The organism is Clostridium thermosuccinogenes (assembly GCF_002896855.1).
Taxonomy (GTDB): Bacteria; Bacillota; Clostridia; order Acetivibrionales; family DSM-5807; genus Pseudoclostridium; species Pseudoclostridium thermosuccinogenes.
Window position 1 is genome coordinate 1,568,674 of record NZ_CP021850.1, and the last position, 20,980, is coordinate 1,589,653.

Consider the following 20,980-nt stretch of genomic DNA (forward strand, 5'->3'; position numbering starts at 1 on the left):
TCGCAATGCTGCTGAAAATAATAGGAAGCATACTTATAATATCAGCATCCGGTTTTATAGGGTTTCTATATTCCAAGGACTGTTCAGCAAGGCCGCAACAGCTTAGGGAAATTCAGAGCATGCTGCAAATGCTGGAAAACGAGATCAGCTTTTTGTCCACTCCACTGTCGGAAGCCTTTGAAAGAATATATAAAAGCAGCAATAATTCAATTTCGGCCATATTCAAATCAGCCCACGAATATCTCATCGACAATCTTAACTATAATGCCTCAGAGGCATGGGCGCTGGCAGTAAGGGATAACATTAAAAAGACTTCCTTGAAGGAAGAGGATGAGGAAATACTTGTTTCGTTTGGGAAAATTCTAGGAAGCTCGGATGTGGAAGGTCAGATAGGAAATATAAGGCTTACTGTAAACCAACTGAAAATGCAGGAACACAAGGCCGAGGAGATCAGAAAAAAGAACGAAAACATGTACAGGACTTTAGGAGTGTTGGGCGGTATAGCAATTGTAATATTGCTTTTATGACAATTTTAATCGTTTCTGAGGTTGTAAAAGCGTATATAATGCTTGTATCCCTCGACACCAACAACAATTTATACCAGTGAGGAGAAAAGTATGGGAGTAGACTTGATTTTCAAAATTGCTGCCATAGGTATTCTGGTGGCTATACTGCACACGCTGCTGGACCAGTCCGGACGCAAGGAAATCGCGCTGATGACATCAATTATAGGCTTGGTGGTGGTGCTGGCTGTGGTGGCAAGGGAAATTTTCAAACTCTTTGAATCTATAAAAACAATGTTCCAGTTTTGATTTCGAATTATAGGAGGTTCCCGGTGGAAATATTTCAGATAGTGGGTCTGGGATTGATCTCGACCATACTGATAGTAGTTTTAAAAGCGCAAAAACCTGAGATGGCAATGCAGGTGGGAATTATAACAGGCATTGTGATATTCATGCTCCTGGCTGGCAAACTGTCGGCTGTGATAAGCCTGTTTTATGACTATATGTCCAGAGCTGATATTGATACTTCATATATCGCAACGCTCCTTAAAATAATAGGAATTGCATATGTAGCCGAGTTTGGGGCGGAGATATGCAAGGACGCCGGGGAAAGCGCAATAGCGTCAAAAATTGAGCTGGCCGGAAAAGCTATCATTATTGTTATTGCCGTGCCCATATTTGCATCGCTTCTTGACCTGATTATCGACCTAATGCCCTAACTAAAGTATAAGCCTGACTAAAAAATAGGAGAGAAAGAACATGCTCGCAAGACACAAAAGATATGCCAGGTGTATAATGCTCATCATATTTGCTTTCATTATTCTCCAAACACTAATACCTTTAAAGGCTTATGCAGCACCGGAGGATGGCAGTGACGCAATTTTAGAACGCCAGATAGATTCCGAAGAAGTGCGGAGCCTTGAGGAGGGTCTGGAAAAGTATGCCGGGGAAAGCCTGGAGGAGATTTTTCCTGAATTTGATCCCCATGCTATAATAAGCGATGCGGCAAAAGGCAATATGGAAGTAAATGCCTCCGGCTTAATTAACAGGCTGGGAAATTATCTTTTCCGTGAGTTATACCAAAATCTTCACCTTTTAATCAAGCTTGTGATTTTAGCCGTCATTTGCGCGGTACTGAAAAACCTTCAAACCTCTTTCATGAGCGAAGGTGCCGGAGAAATTGCGTTCTATGCCTGCTATATTGTCATGGTGTCAGTGATGATGATCAGCCTGAATATAGCCTTGGAGTATGGCAAGCAGGTGATTGGAAACATGGTTGATTTCATGCAGTCATCCATACCGGTCTTGATCACGCTGCTGATATCGGGAGGCAATATAACATCAGCAGGTATATTCCAGCCGATACTGTTCATGATCGTTGAAATAACGGCGACCATCATGAAAGATGTGTTCATACCTCTCACATTTTTGTCCGCAGTGCTTTCGATAGTGGACAATATCTCAGAAAAGGTCCAGATATCAAGGCTTTCCAAATTTCTGAACCATATCAGCGGATGGGTTCTCGGATTGGTCATGACAGTGTTTATTGGTATTGTATCGATACAAGGCTCCATGGGCGCCGTTGTAGACGGAGTTGCCAGCAAAACCGTAAAGTTTGCTGTGGGCGCTACGATACCCGTGGCAGGAAAATACCTTGCAGACGCGGCCGATGCTGTCATAGGCTGCACCCTTCTTATAAAAAATGCTGCCGGGCTGGCTGCCATGATCGGAGTAATCGGTATATGCCTTGTTCCGCTTCTTAAGATGACTGCTATCATGCTTATGTACCGACTGGTTTGCATTCTTGTGGAACCAATATCAGAAAACAGGATCACCAATTCCATCAGCGCAATAGCCAACTCCATGACTTTCATCATCGGCATTACGGCTTCGGTAGGCTTTATGTTCCTCATTTCTATAACAACAATAATCGGTGCCGGAAACATTTCGGCAATGATAAGGTAGGGGTCATTAATGCTGGCTTTTTTGGAAAATTGGGTTTTTAACATAGTAATTCTCACAATTCTTATAATCCTGCTGGAAATAATCCTTCCGTCAGGGAAAACGAGGAAGTTTGTGAAGCTCATTTCAGGCTTCATCCTGATAATAGCCCTTATAAATCCGGTACTTGCCCTTTTTGGGAAGAATTTTGATTTCCATGGATTCGAGATTGCCGGAAGCAACTATCTGGACCGGAAGGAGATCGTGGAAAAAAGCAGGATGCTTAAGGAAAGCCAGATGAAGGAGATTGCTGAGGTTTACAGACAAAAGCTGATAAAGCAGTTGGAAGACAGGTCAGAGATGCTGGCCGGGGAAGGAAGGGTGACGGCAGATGTGATAATTAATGAGGATTATACTTCAGAGAGTTTCGGAGAAATAAAGAGAATATATCTTTATATAGGTGAAGCTGCAAAGAAAGACAGGATAGAACCTGTAGCCAAAGTAGAAAAGATTGAGATATCAAAAGGGAGCACCACGGATTTGGATGGAGCAGAAAATGACAAAAATGCTGTCAAAGATGGAAGCAGCAGTGGCAGTGGCATCACCGGTGCGGAAGTGGACCGGGAGCTAAAAAAAAGCCTGGAGGAAGAAATCAGCCGGGTGTTCCATGTGGACAGTGAAAATATCATCATTTCGGCCCAATAAATATGTGCGGAAAGTATGGTCAACAGGTCAAATATGCAAGGTAAAGAAGCTTAATTGTGAAAGCATACCTGAGGAGGGAGGATAAAATGAAGTTTATCCATAAGGCGGTGGATATTGTTAAGGCTTTGCTTGACGGCAAAGATAGGAAAAAATTGGTGGAATCTGCGTTGATGGTCCTGATTGCCGGAATTATCATAGTGCTTGCAGGGAGCATGTTTTTGGACCACGGGGAAAACAGCGGCAAGGACGTAAAAAAGAATGCTGCAGTTCCGGAGGCCATGGAGGCAGCAAGCAGAAATGTAGAAAAGGACGATTCCGGGGATATTGCCCGTGAAATCGGAAGGGTGTTGTCGGAGATAGAGGGAGCAGGGAAGGTAACCGTTATGATTACATATGTTTCCGGTGAGGAAATCGTACCGGCACAGGATATAAGAAAAATTCAGAACAACACTCAGGAACGGGATAGTGGAGGTGGTACCAGAACCATAAGCGAGGATGAATATGAAAGCAGCATTGTTTTTGTGGATGGGGAAGGAGGGGATAAAAAACCGATAATATTGAAAACCAAGATGCCTGAAGTTAAAGGTGTGGTAATAGTGGCAGAAGGGGCCGGAGATTCTGTTGTTAAGGAAAATCTGGTACGGGCTGCCCAGGTTTTAATGGATGTGCCTGTTCACAAGATACAGGTGTTCAAGAAAAGCAAATAGTTTTTCTTAAAAGATTTTTATTATAAAAATGAAATAAACGTTTGGACAATTGAATATATATTTATTAAGTACAAAATATCAAAAATGTTTGGGGAGGGCATTCCAATATGACAGTATTTAAAAGAAAGCAGGTTGTAGCATTAGCTTTAGTTTTGCTGATAATTGTAGCTGGTTATTTGCAGTACAGCTATAAGAAGAGCAGCACGGCCAGCGCCGACAAGGATGCCGGCAAGATAGGCGAGGCCGTATATGTTGAAAACTCTGATTCTGAAGATCCCGACTTTGTTGCGCTGGATGAAGAAGGAGATGCTGCGGCGGCTTCTAAAGAAGCAAATGATCTGTTTGCCGAAGCGAAGCTGAACCGGGATATGACCAGAAGCAAAAGTGAGAGCGCATTAAAGGAGATCATTGAGGACGAAAACGCCAGCCAGGAATCAAGAGATGAAGCCAATAAAAAAATGATAGAAATGGTAGAGAGGACCGACTGTGAAGTGAGAATTGAAACCTTGATAAAAAACAAAGGTTTTGAGGATGCACTTGCAGTATTCGCCGACGACGGCACTCTTGATATATGTGTAAAAGCACCGACTCTTACAGCTTCTGATGTTGCCAAAATTGCAGATATCGCATCAAGACAAGCCAATATAGAAATCAGCGACATTACGGTCAAGAATATTTATTGATGGTTATAGCTTAAAATGCAGGCCTTCCTGCTAAATAATATGGGGACAAAAGTCAGAAAGCCAACAAAGGATTGATATTGCCCACATATGATGATATAATGGTTTTACCTGTTTATAGAAAAGATCACATCAGGTATGTAGTGGATTCAGAATATTTCGGCAGGGAGGGATTTGAATGGATGATAGTAATCAGAGTGTTGTCAACGAGTCTGGTGCAGTTAAGATATCCGAGGAGGTTGTTGCCATAATTGCCGGCATCGCAGCCATGGAAGTTCCCGGTGTGGCTGGTATGAGCGGCGGCATAGCCGGTGGAATAGCCGAAATGCTGGGAAGGAAAAATTTATCCAAGGGAGTAAAAGTCGAAGTTGGCGAAAAAGAAGCAGCTATTGACCTTTATATTATTGTAGAATATGGCTGCAGGATACCTGATGTAGCTTGGGAAATACAGGAAAAGGTTAAAAAAGCCGTGGAAACAATGGCAGGTCTACATGTAGTTGAGGTAAATATACATATTCAGGGCGTTAACATAGAAAAGGACCACAAGAAGGACAAAAATGAGGATGATGGATCAAAGCTAAGATAAGCATGCTGCAATCTTCATGTCGTTTTATATGTTTGTCCTGCAAAAATATTAAATTTTTATTAAATATGGAGATAAAATAATATAAACCCCATGAAAAACCGCTACCTGTACGAGTTATATCCGGTTACCGGACTGGTATGTTTTTCACCTAAAGGGTTTATTTTTTCTATAAAATAGAATATAATGTAAAAGGATGAACATACGTGAAGATAAAGTACAACAGGTACAAAAGAGGAGGTTTTGGTATGAATCTATTTTTCAGGGTTTTGCTCACTATCTATGCCATTATCCTGGCAGTAATTTCCGTTCTTTCTATGATAGTCACAATTAAACCTGATGTTTTTCTGGATATATCGAGTTATATGTATTATAATATATTGACGGCAGGCCGCGGGGCCTCTTTTGCGATGTTTTTTCTATCGCTGGTTATTTTTGGGTTGAACATAACATATTTATTTTCGGGCATCAGAATGAGCAAGGATAAAAAGGGTGTAAGCAAGTATACTAATATTGGAGAGATTAAGATTTCATTGAACTCAATAGAGAACATTGCACTGAATGCCTCCAGAAGGTTAAACGGTGTAAAGGATACGAAAGCTCATGTTTCAAAATCGGAAGATGGTGTTTCCGTCACGATTAAGGCAGTTGTACTGGCTGACATCAACATACCGGATGTTTCCAGCGATATTCAGGTGAAAGTGAAGAATTCGATTGAGTCGGCAACAGGTGTAAGAGTTAATGATGTAAAAGTTATGGTGGAAAACATTTATGCCGGATATAAACCTAGACTAGAGTGAAGTTGGGGGTATTCATAATGGATAAGGAAAAGCTTATTCAGTTTTATATGACACATCGTGGAGGTATCAATGGCGCTCTGACAGGTTTTGTAATATCTGTGCTTGTGCTGACTATTGGCCTTTTCAGGACTTTATTTATTGTGATTTTTGTGGCGTTAGGGTACTTTCTGGGAAAAAAGCTTACAGAGGACTCAGATTACATAAAGAATCTTTTGGACAAAATATTACCACCAGGTATGTACAGGTAGATGCAGATTGTAAGTTGCAGTAGATTTAGTTGGGAGGTAGAACTTGAATGGGAAGACGTGCATCCAGGGAGATTGCAATGAAATTGCTTTATCAACTGGAGTTTCAGAAGGAAGACCGGGATGAACAGCTAAATGCAGTTTTGGAAGATAATAGCCTCACGGAATCGGACAGGGAGTATATAAAGGATGTGGTTTATGGAGTCTTGAATAATATAAGTGATATAGACAAGACGATAGAGACCAATGCAAAAGGCTGGAAAATCAACAGGATTTCCAAAGTTGATCTTGCAATCCTGAGGCTGGGCATATATGAGATAGGTTTCAGGGAGGATATCCCTTACTCGGTGTCTGTCAATGAAGCAGTGGAACTGGCTAAAAAATACAGCGGAGAGGATGCAGGGTCGTTTGTTAACGGCATTCTCGGAAAAGTGCCAAAATCAAAGGAGTTATTATTGTAAATCTTGGAAGAAAAGGGGTAAAATGCTATTAGTGGTCTGAATCAGAAGTGTGCGATGAAGAATGGGGAAATAGTTTCTTTGTTCTTCATTTTTATTATTTACGGGACTTTGCTTAAGAGCATCCTGGTTTGAGGTGGAATCATGCGGTATATATTGTCGGTATCGGAAATAAACAGTTACATAAAAGATGTGATATCAAGGGATCTTATCCTGTCCAATCTCTGGGTAAGAGGTGAGATATCAAATTATAAGTATCATTATTCGGGGCATATGTATTTTACCTTGAAGGATGAGAGCAGTGTCCTCAAGTGCGTTATGTTTAAATCCTATGCTTCAGCCTTGAAATTTCAGCCGGAAAATGGTATGAAAGTTATAATAAAGGGATATGTTTCGGTTTTTGAGAGAGATGGACAATACCAGCTATATGTGGAAGAAATGCAGGCAGATGGCCTGGGAAATCTTCACCTGGCCTTTGAACAGCTCAAGAAAAAGCTCCAGGAAGAGGGCTTGTTTGATCCATCCCACAAAAAAAAGATTCCTCTTATGCCGGAAAGGATAGGAGTTGTTACATCTTCCACCGGAGCTGTTATCCGTGATATTATTAATGTGGTAAGCCGCAGGTTCCGGAATGTGGAAATCAAAATCTTTCCCACGGCAGTACAGGGTGAGCAGGCGGCAGGACAGATATCCAGGGCCATACGCAAGCTGAATGAGCTGAATTGTGTGGATGTGATCATCGTTGCCAGGGGAGGAGGTTCCCTTGAAGAATTGTGGCCGTTTAATGAGGAAATTGTCGCCAGAAGCATTTATGAATCCAAAATACCGGTAATATCGGCCGTAGGTCATGAAACCGATTTTACCATAGCCGATTTTGTAGCAGATCTTCGAGCGCCAACTCCTTCAGCGGCAGCAGAGATAGTAGTCCCCGAAAAGTACATGATGGTGGACAGAATACAGAATTTGAATTCAAGGCTCAAAAATTCTTTGATAAACAGCATGAAAATGAATAAAATGAGGTATATAAAAGTAATGAACCGGTTGCCTTTCCGCCAACCCTATGATAGGGTGTATCAGGAGCGCATGAGGTTGGATGTTTTGGGGAAATCCATGTACAAATCCCTGCTGCTCATCAAGAGAAAAGCTGCTTCCGACTTCGGACTGCTGGCCGGGAAGCTTGACTCCCTCAGCCCTTTGAGCATACTGGCAAGAGGCTACAGCATAGCAAAGCAAGAAGGCAAGGGCAAAATCATAAAATCGGTAAAGGATGTGAACACAGGCGACAGGGTAAGGCTGGAAGTAAGCGACGGGGAGATTAGCTGCGTGGTTGACGGTATAAGTGATAAAAATGCTTTTTTTAAATAAGTGCGTAAATTTATTGCGATAGAGATTTGAAAGCTGTGTAAAATTGATGCGGCGGTCTATTTGTTTGATGCATTGCTGCGAAGCTCTTTGTTATTTTATTGTTATTTTATTAATAAAGAGAGAATAAAAGTGAGCTGGAACATGAATACATCGCAGACCAATATGGGGACTGTATCAAAAAAGGTGAAAGGATGGAATTGAAGCTTGCCGGAGGAACAGGTTTGCATTCGATGGACATATGGCCTCTGTCGCAGCATAATACAAGATTCGAACGATTGAGAGGGTAATATTATGAGCAAGAAGGAAAAGAAGTTTGAAGAAGCAATAAAGGAATTGGAAGAAATTGTTGAAAAACTGGAAAAGGGTGATTTGTCTCTGGATGAATCCATTGAGTTTTTTCAGAAAGGTATAGAGTTATCAAAATACTGCAGTAAAAGGCTCGATGAGATAGAAAGGAAAATCAGCCTGCTGGTGGAAGACGAAAAAGGCCGGATAATCGAGGAACCCTTTAATGTGACGGAGGTTTGAGATGGATTTCAAGGAAAAACTGAATTGCTATACAAACATTATTAACAACGAATTGGACAAACTCTTATATATTGACGGTTCCGAGCAAAGAAAAATCCGGGAAGCTATGAGATACAGCCTTATGGCCGGAGGAAAACGCTTGAGACCGGTACTTTCTCTGGCTGTCTGTGAAGCTTTGGATGGCGATAGAGATCAGGTGCTGCCTTTTGCGTGCGCTTTGGAAATGATACATACTTATTCCCTTATCCATGATGACTTACCGGCGATGGACGATGATGATTATAGAAGAGGAAGGCTTACAAACCACAAGGTTTTTGGTGAAGCCATGGCGATTCTGGCCGGAGATGGGTTGCTTAATTATGCTTTTGAAGTTATGCTGGATCATGTCCGCAAGGATAGCAGCAATATATCAGCAAAGTTAGAGGCAATGCATATTATAGCCCGGTCTTCGGGAATAGACGGCATGATTGGCGGCCAGGTGGTGGATCTGGAGTCGGAGGGTAAATTGATTCAGCCCGAATTGCTGGAGCTTATGCACAGGAAAAAAACCGGTGCTCTTATAAAAGCTTCTGTTCTGGCTGCTGCCGCCCTTTGCAATGCCGGTACGGAGGAAAGAGCTTCCCTGGAGCGTTATGCAGATAACTTAGGTATGGCTTTTCAGATAAGGGATGATATCCTGGATGTGGAGGGCGATCCCGCCGAGATGGGCAAAAATACCGGCAGCGACCAGGTAAAAAACAAAGCTACCTTTGTTACGCTTTATGGGCTGGAGGAATCGAAAAGAATGCTCAAAGAAATGACCCGGGAAGCGGTAAACCCGATAGAGATGTTTGGTGAAAAGGGAACATTCCTGAGGCAGCTGGCAGAATACCTGATAACACGAAATAACTAGGGGGCCTTCGATGCAGATTTTAGTCGAGATATTTTCCAATAGAGCTATCATCATACCAGCACTGGCATGGTTTATTGCCCAGGCGCTCAAAGTTGTAAGTGTTGTAATCCATGACAGGAAATTGGATTTCACCAGGTTTATAGGCTCAGGCGGCATGCCCAGTTCCCATTCGGCTTTTATAGTGTCCCTGTCCGCAGTGGTGGGCAAAAACCTCGGTTTCGATTCCATGGAATTCGGCATGTCGGTGGCTATAGCGTTAATAGTTATGTATGACGCTGCCGGCGTCCGCAGAGCGGCAGGCAAGCACGCTAAAGTGCTGAACAAGCTGACCAGAGTGATATCCGGACAGGAAAAGATGCAGTTTGATGAGGAATTAAAAGAGCTTCTGGGGCACACTCCGCTGGAAGTTATAATGGGCGCGCTTTTAGGTGTCATCATGGGTTTGTGGTTTGGATGAAAGCCAAAATTCCGGCATATCGATGGAAAAGGATTTTTAAAAGACCATTAAGGAGCATTAATTCGATAGAGTGAATTAAAGGCGTACTTTTCACATATGTGCTTTGATTCCGGATTTACTGAGCCTTTTAAGTTTTTCTCAGATGTGATATAATTTTTGAATGTATCGTCCAGATGCAAAAATTGTTAGCAAAACAGGGTGGTGCAGTATTCTAGTCGGTACTGCCGGTTCTGAAGACGGGCCTAAAAATCCGTTTAAGGGCACATCGATGAAGTTCCTTGTGTCGGCTTGCTACGCCCAGTGGTGGGCTGATGCTGGGAGTTAAGGTTTAGGGGCGATCTGCAATGGCATGCAGGCGTTGACCCCTTTACCGTGGAGACCCTACCTTTTGGAAGAAAAGCCAACAGTAAAGCAACAATGTTTCACTGTTGCCACCTCGACCACGAGTAGGGATTAAACCTGTTAGGCGGTATTGTAAAAGATGCTGTGAACAGAGTAGCCTGCCTTGAGTGAAGTTGGTGGATAATGGATCAGATGTGGATGTATAGGCCAGTATATCCACATTATCGCTGTTTGAAACCAATTTTGCAAAAGAGGCTAGGAATCGGTCAGACCGTTGGGGAAAACTCCTAGACTGTTCTGATAAGAGGCGTATTGAGGATTAAAGTGTGGTCTAAGTGGCAATCAGGCCTCGCTTATGGTAACATAGCGACGGAGGTTTTAAAGGGAAACCGCTGATTTGGCGACATTTCAGCAACTTCCGGGGAAATCCTGCCTGACCTAAGCCGCAAAATTTATTCAATACGCTACCACCTGTTTTTATATAAATTTAATGAGCACATTTTGGATTTGAGCATTTTAAGAAGCAAAATATTCGGATTCCCTGGGCGATTGCCCGGGGATGTACGAGTATTGCAAATAAATTGATATTTTGATTTACATATTTGTTGGAGGACATTTTGCAAGATAATTATAGGCATCCTGTTGATGAAAAAAAGGTGAAGTTCAAGCCTAATCTGTTGGGCTCCGGTGGAAATAACAAGAAGTGGAGCCTTATAATAACTTTAGTTTCGTTTTTCCTGTCCGCATCCATGTCGGTAATCGCATCAAATATTTTGGGTAATGTCGGGATTCTGGTTTCATTTTTTGTGGTTTTTGCTATAATCGTTATAAATATATTGTTTGATATAATCGGTACAGCTGTGACAGCAGCTGATGAGGCTCCTTTTCATGCAATGGCGTCCAGAAAGGTGTATGGGGCAAAGCAAGCCATAAAGCTGATTAGGAACGCTGATAAGGTATCCAACTTCTGCAATGATGTCATTGGGGATATTTGCGGGGTAATAAGCGGAACTGCCAGCACTTACATAGTGCTGAGGATTGCTGCAGACAGTGAAAGCCTGAGAGGTGTGGTAATAAACCTGATAATGACCGGAATGGTGGCGTCCTTTACTGTCGGAGGCAAGGCGTTTGGTAAATCTCTGGCCATCGAAAACAGCAATTATATTATTTACAAGGTATCCATAATTATTAATTTTTTCAAACTAAAAATAAAGTGGAAAAGAGATAATAAAAATAAGCGCAAAAGAAAGTAAAGGTTGAAAGTAGGTAGGAGATGTTGGAAAGTATACTGGAGACCATCAAGTCACCAGATGATATAAAAAAACTGAATATTCAGCAAATGCGGCAGTTGGCCCAGGAGATCAGGGAATTCCTTATAAACAGCGTTTCAAAAACGGGGGGTCATCTGGCGTCCAATTTGGGAGTTGTGGAGCTCACTCTTGCGCTCCACAAGGTCTTCAACTCTCCAGAAGACAAGATAATATGGGATGTGGGTCACCAATCCTATGTGCATAAGATAATCACAGGGCGGAGGGAAAAATTCGACACTCTGAGACAGGCCGGGGGGATTTCCGGATTTCCCAAAACCAGCGAAAGCCCTCATGATGTGTTCAATACGGGACACAGCAGCACATCAATTTCCGCCGCTTTGGGTATGGCAAAAGCCAGGGATATCAAAAAGGGAGAATACTCTGTCATAGCCGTAATAGGTGACGGCGCCCTGACCGGAGGAATGTCCTTTGAGGCTCTGAATGATGCCGGAAGGTCTCCTAATAATATTATAGTCGTTTTGAATGACAATGAGATGTCCATATCAAGAAATGTAGGAGGCTTGTCCAGATATCTTAGTAAAATCAGAACAGCACCTATTTATTTTAAAATGAAGGAAGATGTGAGCGGTATATTAAGCAGAATACCGGCTATAGGTGAAAGTACGGCCAGAGCTTTGGACAGGGCGAAGGGTGCTCTGAAATACATAATGGTTCCGGGAATCATATTTGAAGAGCTGGGATTTAAGTACCTGGGACCCATAGACGGGCACAATCTCGAGGAACTCAATGATGTCCTGTCTAGAGCCAAACAGTCCAAAGGACCGGTTTTGGTGCATGTATGCACAAAAAAAGGAATGGGGTATACATATGCGGAAAAAAATCCTCTTGTTTTTCATGGCATATCCCCCTTCGACATAGAGACCGGTGAAGTGCTGAAATACAATGGTCCCGGTTATTCCGATATTTTTGGTAAAGAATTGGTCAAGCTCGCCCATGAGGATGATAACATAGTCGCGATAACTGCGGCTATGCCCCAAGGTACTGGCCTTGGACTTTTTTCAAAGGAATTTCCCGGCAGATTTTTTGATGTGGGTATAGCCGAGCAGCATGCGGTAACTTTTGCAGCAGGCCTGGCTGCCAGCGGGTTAAAGCCGGTAGTAGCCATTTACTCATCCTTCCTGCAGCGCGCCTACGACCAGATACTGCATGATGTTGCATTGCAAAACCTCCATGTGGTTTTTGCGATAGACCGGGCAGGGGTAGTTGGTGAAGATGGTGAAACCCACCAGGGTTTGTTTGATTTATCCTATCTCCGTCAGATACCCAATATGTCCATCATGGCTCCCTGTGACAACACGGAGCTTAGACTGATGCTGGAATATGCCCTTAAAAAGCACAAGGGACCTATCGCAATCCGTTATCCCAGGGGTATGGGCAAAGAAAAGCTGGTGGAAGCCACGTCCTGCGGTATAGAATTCGGACGGGGAGTGAAAATAAAGGAAGGAAAAGATTTTACGGTGGTTGCATTGGGCAGCATGGTGGAAACAGCTCTTAAAGCTGCTTCAATGCTGGAGCAGATGGGAATAACCTGTGATGTGATTGACGCCCGATGGGCAAAGCCTATGGATATGAAGCTTATTTCCGCATCCGTCCATAAAACCGGAAAAGCTGTCGTTATCGAAGATAATACGGTGGTTGGAGGCTTTGGCAGCGGAGTTCTGGAGGAATTTAACAAGGCAGGCATAAATGTGCCGGTTAAGCTTTTGGGTTTCCCCGACCAGTTTATAAAACATGGTTCCAGGGATTACCTGTTTGAGAAATACAAGCTTGATCCTGAATCCGTGAAAAATGAAATGTTAAAACTATGGAAATAGCAAAATAAAAACGCTGTGGAGGTTTATGCTTGGAAAAGGAAAGATTGGACCTTTTGCTGGTAAAGAAAGGTCTTTTTGAAAGCAGGGAAAAAGCCCGGAGCGCGATTATGACGGGCATTGTTTTTGTTAACGGTGAGAAGGAAGACAAGCCTGGTGCCAAATTTACAGAAGATTGTGAGATCTTAGTGAAAGGAAATGTAAATCCCTATGTGAGCCGGGGCGGTCTTAAGCTGGAAAAGGCCATTAATACGTTTGGAATAGTTCTTAAAGATAAGACAGCCATTGATATAGGCGCTTCCACAGGAGGTTTCACCGACTGTATGCTGAAAAACGGAGCAGCGAAGGTCTATGCCATAGATGTTGGTTATGGTCAACTGGCCTGGACATTGAGAAATGATGAACGGGTCGTTTGCATGGAAAGGACCAACATACGATATGTCAAGCCGGAAGACATCGGCGCTCTGGCGGATTTTGCATCGATTGATGTTTCTTTTATATCCTTAAAAAAGGTTTTACCGGCTGCGAAGGATCTGCTGAAAGAGGATGGAGAGCTTGTTTGCTTGATAAAGCCACAGTTTGAGGCAGGAAGGGAGAAAGTCGGAAAAAAGGGTGTTGTCAGGGATTTATCCACCCATGAAGAAGTCATCCGTGAGGTTGTGAACTTTGCGTTGAACATGGGATTTAAGCTCAAAGGCTTATCCTACTCACCGATAAAAGGCCCCGAGGGAAACATTGAATACCTGATGTACATCACAAAGGCTTGGGACGGTAACGCATTGAAGCATGAAGATATTGAACGGCTTATAGGCGATGTCGTCAGAATTTCCCATGAGAGCCTTGATTAAAAGTGCATTTATTGTACTTTTTTTATTTATCCTATATAATGGAATTGAGTTTTGAAAGAATATGCTGGAATAGTTGGAAGTTTTGAAAGAATAAAGCTGAGAGGACAATAATGAAGCGTATTGGTATTTTTACGAACAGGGATAAGGATAAGGATCTGAAGTATACAAAGCTGTTGGTGGAGAGCATCACAATGCAGGGAGGGGAGGTAATTATCCCCTCGGATTTAGCAAAGGATATAGGTATAAAAAGCAAATATGAGGATGAAAAGGAATTTCTGAACAATTCCGAAATTATAATAAGCCTGGGAGGCGATGGCACCTTTCTAAAGGCGGCCAGAAAAGTATACGGCATGGGAATTCCCATTATGGGGATAAACCTTGGAAATCTTGGCTTCCTGACGGAGGTTGAGACGGGTGATGTCCATAGCGCTGTTTCCAGCATACTTGAGGATAAGTTTGAACTGGAGAACAGGATGATGCTGGAAGCCAGGATTGTAAGCGACGGCAGGACAATAGCAAGGGATGTTGCCGTCAATGATGTCGTGATATCCAGAGGATGCCTGCCGAGGATAACCCGATTAAAAATGTATATAGATGATGTCCTGACGGAAACATTTCCAGGGGACGGACTGATTGTGTCCACTCCTACGGGCTCGACAGCCTATACCCTTGCTGCCGGAGGGCCTATTGTGGAACCTAATACGGATCTCATAATAGCAACCCCCATATGCCCCCATATACTGTATTCCAGGTCCTATATAACTTCATCGGATAAGGTTTACAGGATAGCCGTGAATGAGGATTACCATCATAATGCCACCGTGACTGTCGACGGACAGACAGGCTACGAGATAAAGGCCGGCGACTATGTTGAGATAAGAAAATCACAGCATTATGTGAAATTGGCCCGGTTAAAAAAGAGGAACTTTTTTAACGTTGTCAGATACAAAATCTATACCCGAGGGGAGAGTATAAGGAACAATGAAGTATAATCGACAGGCTAAAATTCTTGAGTTGATTGACAGGTATGCTATTGAGACTCAGGAGGAACTGGCAGAAAAACTGAAGGAGATGGGCATGGATGTGACCCAGGCTACTATCTCCAGGGACATTAAGGAGCTCAGGCTGATAAAGGTCATGACGGAGGATGGCAAATATAAATATGCTCCCTTTTCTCAGACCGAAAACATGCTGTCCAATAAGCTGCTGACGATTTTTGCTGAATCCTTTGTGTCCTGTGATTATGCCAATAACATAGTCATAGTCAAGACCTTACCTGGTATGGCCCAGGCAGCCGCATCCGCTGTAGACTCCCTTAAATGGATAGAGATATTGGGAACGATAGCTGGAGATGACACGATAATGATAGTGTGCAGAGCTGAGAAGTTTGCTGAGGAACTGGTGGAAAAGTTCAATAGAATGAAAAAATGATGCCTTCAATCCTGTTTTTAAAGTGAGGTTGGTGAAAGTGCTTGTACAGCTGGAAATTAGGAATATTGCCCTTATAGACCATGTGAGTATTGAACTGGCGGGCGGTTTAAATGTTTTAAGTGGTGAAACCGGCGCAGGCAAATCGATAATAATCGATTCCATAAATGCCATTCTCGGCGGAAGGGTTTCAAAGGACATCATAAGGACAGGCAAGGAAAAAGCTATGGTGGAAGCTGTTTTTCAGGTGGATGCCGAAAGGGTGAGGGACCTCCTGGAAGGCTACGGCATAGAGCCGGAAGAGGACAATACCCTCGTGGTCTCAAGAGAGTTCAACATCCACGGAAAAAGCATATGCCGGATAAACGGCAAAATGGCTACCGTTTCTATGCTCAGAGAGCTGGGGGAAAGGATTATTGATGTTCACGGACAGTACGACAACCAATCTCTTTTGAGAACGGAAAACCACATAAAGCTTCTGGATTCTTTCGGAGGAGAGCATATAGAGAAATTAAAGCTGGAATACGCACAAGCGCTTCAGAAGTATAAGTCCATATGCAACAGAATAAAGGAGCTCAGTGGAAATTCAGGGGAAAGGGAGCGAAGAATCGACCTTCTTAAATATCAGATAGATGAGATACGAAAAGCCGGCCTCAAGATTGGTGAGGAGGAAGAATTGAACAAGCAGAGGCTTTTGCTGTCCAACTCCGAGAAGGTGCTGGGAGCATTGTCGAAAGCTTATGAGCTGCTTTACACGGGAGTTGACGGAAGCATGTCAGCATCGGACGGGATAAATGAGGCTATTCAATGCATAAGCACTGTAGCCAATCTGGATGTTAAGTACGAGTCCATTTCCAAAAAGCTTGAGGATTTGTATTACCAACTGGAAGACGCTGCGGAGGAGATACGCAGCGAAAGGGATAAGGTGGAATATAATCCTGAACTCCTGGAGAGCATTGATGAGAGAATTGACCTGATTTTCAGGCTGAAGAAAAAATATGGACAAAGCATAAGGGATATATTGGAGTATTGTGAGAAAATAGAACAGGAACTGGAGGAGATCATCAGCAGTGAAGAAATAATCAAGAAGCTTCAAAGCCAGATGAAAGAAGCAGATAATGAACTGTATGCTTTGTCATGCAAATTGAATGAAGAACGGCATAAAGCAGCACAGATTTTGGAAGACAGGATTGGCAATGAGCTGGATGATCTGGAGATGAAAAAGGCTAAATTTAAAGTGGACATACTGTTTGACCAGGAGCCGGATTCATCCAGACATAGGCCATATAACAGCAGCGGTCTTAATCATGTGGAATTTTTGATCTCACCCAATGCCGGTGAACCATTAAAGCCGCTATCCAAAATAGCTTCCGGTGGTGAGATGTCCAGAGTCATGCTGGCTATAAAGAATATACTGGCTAATGTCGACAGCATGCCTACATTGATTTTTGATGAGATCGATACGGGGATAAGCGGACGCGCTGCGCAGAAGGTAGGCGAAAAGCTTTCCTATATATCCAAAAAACATCAGGTTATATGTGTAACTCACCTGGCTCAAATAGCATGCATGGCTGATTCCCATTACCTTATAGAGAAGGTGTCCGATGATGTGAGCACCGAAACCCGGGTGGTCAAGCTGGAAGGAAAGGCAGTGGATAATGAAATAGCCCGCATTCTGGGAGGTGCGAGCATATCGGATACGACATTGAAATATGCAAAAGAGCTGCTTCAAAATGCTCGAAAATTTAAAAAATCCGCTTGTATTTAACAAAAGCAGAAAAATCGGCCTGAAGGCCGATTTTTCTGCTTTTTTCATTTATTTTGCCTGGGATGCTTTAATTTACTTGAATAATTAGCTCCTCGAAAGGTTACCTTATGATTAGAAATTTGCTGAAAAAATCAGATAAACGGATGTCACGCCCTTATACGCCAAAAAGCAGGAAAAAAGCGTGACATTTATTATCTTATCGCAGCAGACCGACATCGAGGAGTGAGTTTATCATGAAGTTATTTGCCAATGGTTTATCATATAAAAAGAAGCTTTTTATATTCTTAGCCGTCTGTTTCGGGGTTATGCTTTTAAGCTACATACAAGCTGTATTGAGTGTTCCCGGACAGATTACCATCATCGAAGGGGAAGAACACATTCTAAATTTCAAAAGCCCTTTTCTGGTCAGCATAAAAGCCGATAAAGAGGACGTATTAAAGGTTAATGGAGAGTTTGTGAAAAGCAGAGGAAGCTTTTACAAAATGTTCAGCCCCATGTCCTTCTGGTCTCAGAAGGGTGGCAGTGTAAGCTTGAGAGTAAGTGTGTTCGGCCTTATTCCGTTGAGGACGATGAAGGTTGATGTTGTTCCCGACAAGATGCTGGTGGCATGCGGAAATACCATTGGCGTCAAACTTAGGATAGATGGAATCCTTGTGATCGGAATGTCAGATGTGGAGACTAAGGACGGCAGAAGGCTCATTCCAGCCAGGGATGGCGGCATAAGGGAAGGAGACCTAATAATTGAAGCCAATGATAAAAGCTTGAAATCCATTAAAGAATTAGTTGAGGAAATTGATAAAACAGGAGGAAAGCTGCTTAAGTTAAAATATAAAAGAGGGGAAAGCTACTATACAGCTTTGGTCACTCCGGTAAAAGCTGCCGATGATGATAAATACCATATTGGATTATGGGTAAGGGACAGCACTGCCGGGATTGGAACTTTAACATATTACGACCCGGACACTATGGGGTTTGGTGCCCTGGGGCACGGGATAACCGACATTGATACCGGTACCCTTATGCCTGTGAAAACAGGAGAAATACTGGAGTCTCGGATACTGTCCATAAAAAGGAGCAAAACCGGAGTACCCGGAGAGCTAAAGGGTGTGATAGAGGAAAGCGGACAGCTGGGGCAAATTAACTCCAACAGCAAGTTCGGGATATACGGAAAAGTAAATGAAGATGCGCTGGACAAGATATCCCGAAGGATGTACCCTATAGCTTTAAAGTCATCCATAAAGGAAGGACCGGCTGTCATACTCTCCAATATTGACGGAAAAAGCGTTGAGGAATATGAAATTGAAATATTGAAGGTTTCCAGGCAAAATTATGACGGTTCCAAGGGAATGGTTATAAAAATAACGGACAAAAGGCTTCTGGATGCGACAGGGGGCATAGTGCAGGGTATGTCCGGAAGCCCTATAATCCAAGACGGAAGGATTATAGGAGCTGTAACCCATGTACTGGTCAATGACCCGGCGCGGGGGTACGGAATATTCATAGAAAATATGCTCAAATGCATGACTGAAGTGAATCAGGGGAGTCATGCGAAAGCCAGCTGACAATAACGGATTATATGCGTGCATTATTTCCAAGGGACGGAATTTATAAACCAGCAAATAATATTGCTATTTCTACAATAATATAATTCCGGCAGGAATGAGTAAAAAAAGCATAAAAAACTTTATAAACCTGACGAAAAATCATAACAATAGGTCTGGAGCATATATCCAGACCTTGTTTTAATTGGCTAAAGGGTGGTAATATAACAGAGTTATATATATAGCTAATTAATACTAAAAATTAACAATTGACACTTGAAATTTTGTCGAAATGAAAATATAATATTACATATAGTTTCCTTAAAAATAAATTACTGGAAGCGTCATGAAAAATCAACAAATGTTGAGGGGGAGTTAACTTGTTAGCGAAAAAAATTCAGGTGGCAATTGCAGATGATAACAGGGAATTCGGTGATATTTTGTGTGAGTATTTGAACAGCCAGGAAGATATTGAAGTAGTAGGTATTGCCCGGGATGGGCTGGAAGCCTATGAGCTGATAACAAGCACAAAGCCGGATATAGCGATATTAGATATTATCATGCCTCATCTGGACGGATTGGGTGTACTGGAAAAGCTAAATGCAACTCAAATGGAAAAAAGACCATTATACATAATACTCTCAGCAGTTGGACAGGATAAAATCACACAAAGAGCGTTGGCTTTAGGTGCCGAATACTATGTTGTAAAACCTTTCGATATGGATGTACTGGTGTCAAGAATAAGGCAGCTGAAAGGAAGCAACCAGACGTCTGTAATCAGGCCTGAATCGATCAAGGAAGCAAAACAACCTCCTAGCCCTGAAAATTTCCAGCATAGTCTTGAGGTTGAAGTGACAAATATCATGCATGAAATAGGAATACCCGCCCATATCAAAGGCTATCAGTATCTCAGAGATGCCATAATGATGGTGGTAAAGGATCTTGATATCATAAATTCCATAACAAAGCAGTTATACCCTTCAATCGCCAGAATATACAATACTACACCCAGCAGAGTTGAAAGAGCCATAAGACATGCTATTGAGGTGGCATGGAGCAGAGGCAAAGTTGATGCTATAGATTCGCTTTTTGGATACACAGTGAGCATCGGCAAAGGTAAACCTACCAATTCCGAGTTTATAGCAATGGTGGCAGATAAGCTTAGGCTTGAGCTTAAAGTTGGATGATAAATTTCCTTTCGCATAAAGAACCGGTGGAGGTTTTGTATTCCTCCACCGGCCGATTTGCAGGTTGTAGTCGGAGTGCCTTTCAGGAGAATTTTATATATAATATCGCTTTGCATCCCTCTGAGTGAAAGGGATTTTTTTGCCTCAAAGTGTTTAAAACAAATGATACATAGGCAAATTTTAGAAATCAATATACTTCATTATTTTCCCAATACATTTCTATAACCATAGTGTACTATATAAGCATTAAAACTCACATTCCCGATGAATGTGAGTTTTTAAATCATTTGAAAAAGCGACGGAGAAAGCTCTTTTTCTTCCTATCCCTCCATTCCGCCAGAGAGCGGTCAACCTCCGAAAAATGCTTATCCAGCTTGGTTTCCAGCCTTCTCATGCTGTTTTCGACACATGCTCCCAGCTCCAGTTTTGTTTTGTTTAATTCCCGGGACAGGTGGTCTCTTGCAGAGCTGACTTCTGCAGCAACATTGGCGGAAATCTCATTTTTGAATTCATCAAAGAATTGTTTGAAATTCGTCGAATTGGTGCTCACCTCCGCAGGGACTACGGTTGTAACATAATTCTCAGATGCCAATGGCGGGGGAGTGGGCAGCATGTTCTCGGAATGCAGAATTTTTTTGATTGCCTTTATTTCCAGTCCTTCATTTCGCATATTTTTTATCTGATACATTAGATTAGCCAGTTCAGATGTATAATAACGCCTGCCGCGCTCATCCTTGGGTACGCATATGCCAAACTCTTTTTCGTAATATCTTAATGTGTGGTCAGTAACTGAAAGCTGTTCACTAAGTTCAGTGATGGTATACCTGTCTTTTATAATATCCAAGCTGTTTCCCTCCAAT

General features: G+C 42.5%; 25 protein-coding genes. 24 read left to right on the forward strand and 1 reads right to left on the reverse strand.

All coding sequences use genetic code 11. The features are described from left to right. Positions 1-5: 5 nt before the first annotated feature. The 24 genes from spoIIIAB to spo0A all read left to right on the forward strand — a co-directional run bounded on the left by spoIIIAB (position 6) and on the right by spo0A (position 20,120). A complete protein-coding gene (gene spoIIIAB / locus CDO33_RS06775) occupies positions 6-527 on the forward strand; it encodes a stage III sporulation protein SpoIIIAB (RefSeq protein WP_103080571.1) in 522 nt (173 codons plus the stop codon). Positions 528-617: 90 nt separating this feature from the next. Further along, positions 618-812, forward strand: coding sequence for a stage III sporulation protein AC (spoIIIAC, locus tag CDO33_RS06780; RefSeq protein ID WP_103080572.1), 195 nt, complete (start codon positions 618-620; stop codon positions 810-812). 23 nt (positions 813-835) lie between these two features. Next, positions 836-1,222, forward strand: coding sequence for a stage III sporulation protein AD (spoIIIAD, locus tag CDO33_RS06785; protein WP_103080573.1), 387 nt, complete (start codon positions 836-838; stop codon positions 1,220-1,222). Between the two features lie 40 nt (positions 1,223-1,262). Then, the gene (gene spoIIIAE / locus CDO33_RS06790; RefSeq protein WP_103080574.1) at positions 1,263-2,468 is read left to right on the forward strand and encodes a stage III sporulation protein AE; all 1,206 of its coding nucleotides are present in this window, start codon (positions 1,263-1,265) and stop codon (positions 2,466-2,468) included. Between the two features lie 9 nt (positions 2,469-2,477). Next, a complete protein-coding gene (gene spoIIIAF / locus CDO33_RS06795) occupies positions 2,478-3,149 on the forward strand; it encodes a stage III sporulation protein AF (protein WP_103080575.1) in 672 nt (223 codons plus the stop codon). Between the two features lie 86 nt (positions 3,150-3,235). Further along, a complete protein-coding gene (locus tag CDO33_RS06800; protein WP_103080576.1) occupies positions 3,236-3,856 on the forward strand; it encodes a stage III sporulation protein AG in 621 nt (206 codons plus the stop codon). Between the two features lie 107 nt (positions 3,857-3,963). Then, complete coding sequence (locus CDO33_RS06805) at positions 3,964-4,539, forward strand: SpoIIIAH-like family protein (RefSeq protein WP_103080577.1); 576 nt, start codon at positions 3,964-3,966, stop codon at positions 4,537-4,539. A 175-nt stretch (positions 4,540-4,714) separates the two neighbouring features. Further along, positions 4,715-5,122 carry an Asp23/Gls24 family envelope stress response protein gene (locus tag CDO33_RS06810; RefSeq protein ID WP_103080578.1) on the forward strand — a complete coding sequence of 136 codons (408 nt, stop codon included), beginning with the start codon at positions 4,715-4,717 and terminating at the stop codon, positions 5,120-5,122. A 245-nt stretch (positions 5,123-5,367) separates the two neighbouring features. Beyond that, complete coding sequence (gene amaP / locus CDO33_RS06815; RefSeq protein WP_103080579.1) at positions 5,368-5,919, forward strand: alkaline shock response membrane anchor protein AmaP; 552 nt, start codon at positions 5,368-5,370, stop codon at positions 5,917-5,919. A 17-nt stretch (positions 5,920-5,936) separates the two neighbouring features. Beyond that, entirely contained in the window at positions 5,937-6,167 is a 231-nt protein-coding gene (locus CDO33_RS06820) for a DUF2273 domain-containing protein (protein WP_103080580.1), read from the forward strand. 47 nt (positions 6,168-6,214) lie between these two features. Beyond that, entirely contained in the window at positions 6,215-6,625 is a 411-nt protein-coding gene (gene nusB, locus CDO33_RS06825; RefSeq protein WP_103080581.1) for a transcription antitermination factor NusB, read from the forward strand. Positions 6,626-6,766: 141 nt separating this feature from the next. Next, the gene (gene xseA / locus CDO33_RS06830) at positions 6,767-7,987 is read left to right on the forward strand and encodes an exodeoxyribonuclease VII large subunit (RefSeq protein ID WP_103080582.1); all 1,221 of its coding nucleotides are present in this window, start codon (positions 6,767-6,769) and stop codon (positions 7,985-7,987) included. Between the two features lie 291 nt (positions 7,988-8,278). After that, positions 8,279-8,515, forward strand: coding sequence for an exodeoxyribonuclease VII small subunit (gene xseB, locus CDO33_RS06835; protein WP_103080583.1), 237 nt, complete (start codon positions 8,279-8,281; stop codon positions 8,513-8,515). 1 nt (position 8,516) lies between these two features. Beyond that, positions 8,517-9,407, forward strand: coding sequence for a polyprenyl synthetase family protein (locus tag CDO33_RS06840; RefSeq protein WP_103080584.1), 891 nt, complete (start codon positions 8,517-8,519; stop codon positions 9,405-9,407). 10 nt (positions 9,408-9,417) lie between these two features. After that, positions 9,418-9,864 (forward strand): divergent PAP2 family protein, encoded by a 447-nt coding sequence (locus tag CDO33_RS06845; protein WP_103080585.1) that lies wholly within the window; start codon positions 9,418-9,420, stop codon positions 9,862-9,864. A 160-nt stretch (positions 9,865-10,024) separates the two neighbouring features. Beyond that, a complete protein-coding gene (locus tag CDO33_RS20780) occupies positions 10,025-10,189 on the forward strand; it encodes a hypothetical protein (protein WP_161496692.1) in 165 nt (54 codons plus the stop codon). A 634-nt stretch (positions 10,190-10,823) separates the two neighbouring features. Beyond that, positions 10,824-11,459: an Mg2+ and Co2+ transporter CorB gene (locus CDO33_RS06850; RefSeq protein ID WP_103080586.1), complete on the forward strand. Its 636-nt coding sequence runs from the start codon at positions 10,824-10,826 to the stop codon at positions 11,457-11,459. Between the two features lie 20 nt (positions 11,460-11,479). Then, positions 11,480-13,351, forward strand: coding sequence for a 1-deoxy-D-xylulose-5-phosphate synthase (dxs, locus tag CDO33_RS06855; RefSeq protein ID WP_192874998.1), 1,872 nt, complete (start codon positions 11,480-11,482; stop codon positions 13,349-13,351). Between the two features lie 29 nt (positions 13,352-13,380). Continuing rightward, positions 13,381-14,196, forward strand: a complete 816-nt coding sequence (locus CDO33_RS06860) for a TlyA family RNA methyltransferase (protein WP_103080587.1) — start codon at positions 13,381-13,383, stop codon at positions 14,194-14,196. A gap of 110 nt (positions 14,197-14,306) precedes the next feature. Then, positions 14,307-15,188 (forward strand): NAD(+)/NADH kinase, encoded by an 882-nt coding sequence (locus CDO33_RS06865; protein WP_103080588.1) that lies wholly within the window; start codon positions 14,307-14,309, stop codon positions 15,186-15,188. Beyond that, positions 15,178-15,627: an arginine repressor gene (locus CDO33_RS06870; RefSeq protein WP_103080589.1), complete on the forward strand. Its 450-nt coding sequence runs from the start codon at positions 15,178-15,180 to the stop codon at positions 15,625-15,627. The genes CDO33_RS06865 and CDO33_RS06870 overlap by 11 nt, the downstream gene beginning before the upstream one ends. A 22-nt stretch (positions 15,628-15,649) precedes the next feature. Further along, positions 15,650-17,392 carry a DNA repair protein RecN gene (gene recN / locus CDO33_RS06875; protein WP_479690702.1) on the forward strand — a complete coding sequence of 581 codons (1,743 nt, stop codon included), beginning with the start codon at positions 15,650-15,652 and terminating at the stop codon, positions 17,390-17,392. 233 nt (positions 17,393-17,625) lie between these two features. Then, on the forward strand, positions 17,626-18,954 hold the full coding sequence (spoIVB, locus tag CDO33_RS06880) for a SpoIVB peptidase (RefSeq protein WP_103080591.1): 1,329 nt from the start codon (positions 17,626-17,628) through the stop codon (positions 18,952-18,954). A gap of 359 nt (positions 18,955-19,313) precedes the next feature. Continuing rightward, a complete protein-coding gene (spo0A, locus tag CDO33_RS06885) occupies positions 19,314-20,120 on the forward strand; it encodes a sporulation transcription factor Spo0A (protein WP_103080592.1) in 807 nt (268 codons plus the stop codon). 283 nt (positions 20,121-20,403) lie between these two features. Here the strand turns inward: spo0A and CDO33_RS06890 are convergent, their stop codons facing one another. Next, on the reverse strand, positions 20,404-20,964 hold the full coding sequence (locus CDO33_RS06890) for a MerR family transcriptional regulator (protein WP_103080593.1): 561 nt from the start codon (positions 20,962-20,964) through the stop codon (positions 20,404-20,406). Positions 20,965-20,980 lie beyond the last annotated feature (16 nt).

What these genes read in the sequence shown, in the direction of transcription:
- spoIIIAB (WP_103080571.1), top strand. Translation starts at nt 6, where the DNA reads ATGCTGCTGAAAATAATAGGAAGCATACTTATAATATCAGCATCCGGT.
- spoIIIAC (WP_103080572.1), top strand. Translation starts at nt 618, where the DNA reads ATGGGAGTAGACTTGATTTTCAAAATTGCTGCCATAGGTATTCTGGTG.
- spoIIIAE (WP_103080574.1), top strand. Translation starts at nt 1,263, where the DNA reads ATGCTCGCAAGACACAAAAGATATGCCAGGTGTATAATGCTCATCATA.
- spoIIIAF (WP_103080575.1), top strand. Translation starts at nt 2,478, where the DNA reads ATGCTGGCTTTTTTGGAAAATTGGGTTTTTAACATAGTAATTCTCACA.
- CDO33_RS06800 (WP_103080576.1), top strand. Translation starts at nt 3,236, where the DNA reads ATGAAGTTTATCCATAAGGCGGTGGATATTGTTAAGGCTTTGCTTGAC.
- CDO33_RS06805 (WP_103080577.1), top strand. Translation starts at nt 3,964, where the DNA reads ATGACAGTATTTAAAAGAAAGCAGGTTGTAGCATTAGCTTTAGTTTTG.
- CDO33_RS06810 (WP_103080578.1), top strand. Translation starts at nt 4,715, where the DNA reads ATGGATGATAGTAATCAGAGTGTTGTCAACGAGTCTGGTGCAGTTAAG.
- amaP (WP_103080579.1), top strand. Translation starts at nt 5,368, where the DNA reads ATGAATCTATTTTTCAGGGTTTTGCTCACTATCTATGCCATTATCCTG.
- CDO33_RS06820 (WP_103080580.1), top strand. Translation starts at nt 5,937, where the DNA reads ATGGATAAGGAAAAGCTTATTCAGTTTTATATGACACATCGTGGAGGT.
- nusB (WP_103080581.1), top strand. Translation starts at nt 6,215, where the DNA reads ATGGGAAGACGTGCATCCAGGGAGATTGCAATGAAATTGCTTTATCAA.
- xseA (WP_103080582.1), top strand. Translation starts at nt 6,767, where the DNA reads ATGCGGTATATATTGTCGGTATCGGAAATAAACAGTTACATAAAAGAT.
- xseB (WP_103080583.1), top strand. Translation starts at nt 8,279, where the DNA reads ATGAGCAAGAAGGAAAAGAAGTTTGAAGAAGCAATAAAGGAATTGGAA.
- CDO33_RS06840 (WP_103080584.1), top strand. Translation starts at nt 8,517, where the DNA reads ATGGATTTCAAGGAAAAACTGAATTGCTATACAAACATTATTAACAAC.
- CDO33_RS06845 (WP_103080585.1), top strand. Translation starts at nt 9,418, where the DNA reads ATGCAGATTTTAGTCGAGATATTTTCCAATAGAGCTATCATCATACCA.
- CDO33_RS20780 (WP_161496692.1), top strand. Translation starts at nt 10,025, where the DNA reads ATGTATCGTCCAGATGCAAAAATTGTTAGCAAAACAGGGTGGTGCAGT.
- dxs (WP_192874998.1), top strand. Translation starts at nt 11,480, where the DNA reads ATGTTGGAAAGTATACTGGAGACCATCAAGTCACCAGATGATATAAAA.
- CDO33_RS06865 (WP_103080588.1), top strand. Translation starts at nt 14,307, where the DNA reads ATGAAGCGTATTGGTATTTTTACGAACAGGGATAAGGATAAGGATCTG.
- CDO33_RS06870 (WP_103080589.1), top strand. Translation starts at nt 15,178, where the DNA reads ATGAAGTATAATCGACAGGCTAAAATTCTTGAGTTGATTGACAGGTAT.
- spoIVB (WP_103080591.1), top strand. Translation starts at nt 17,626, where the DNA reads ATGAAGTTATTTGCCAATGGTTTATCATATAAAAAGAAGCTTTTTATA.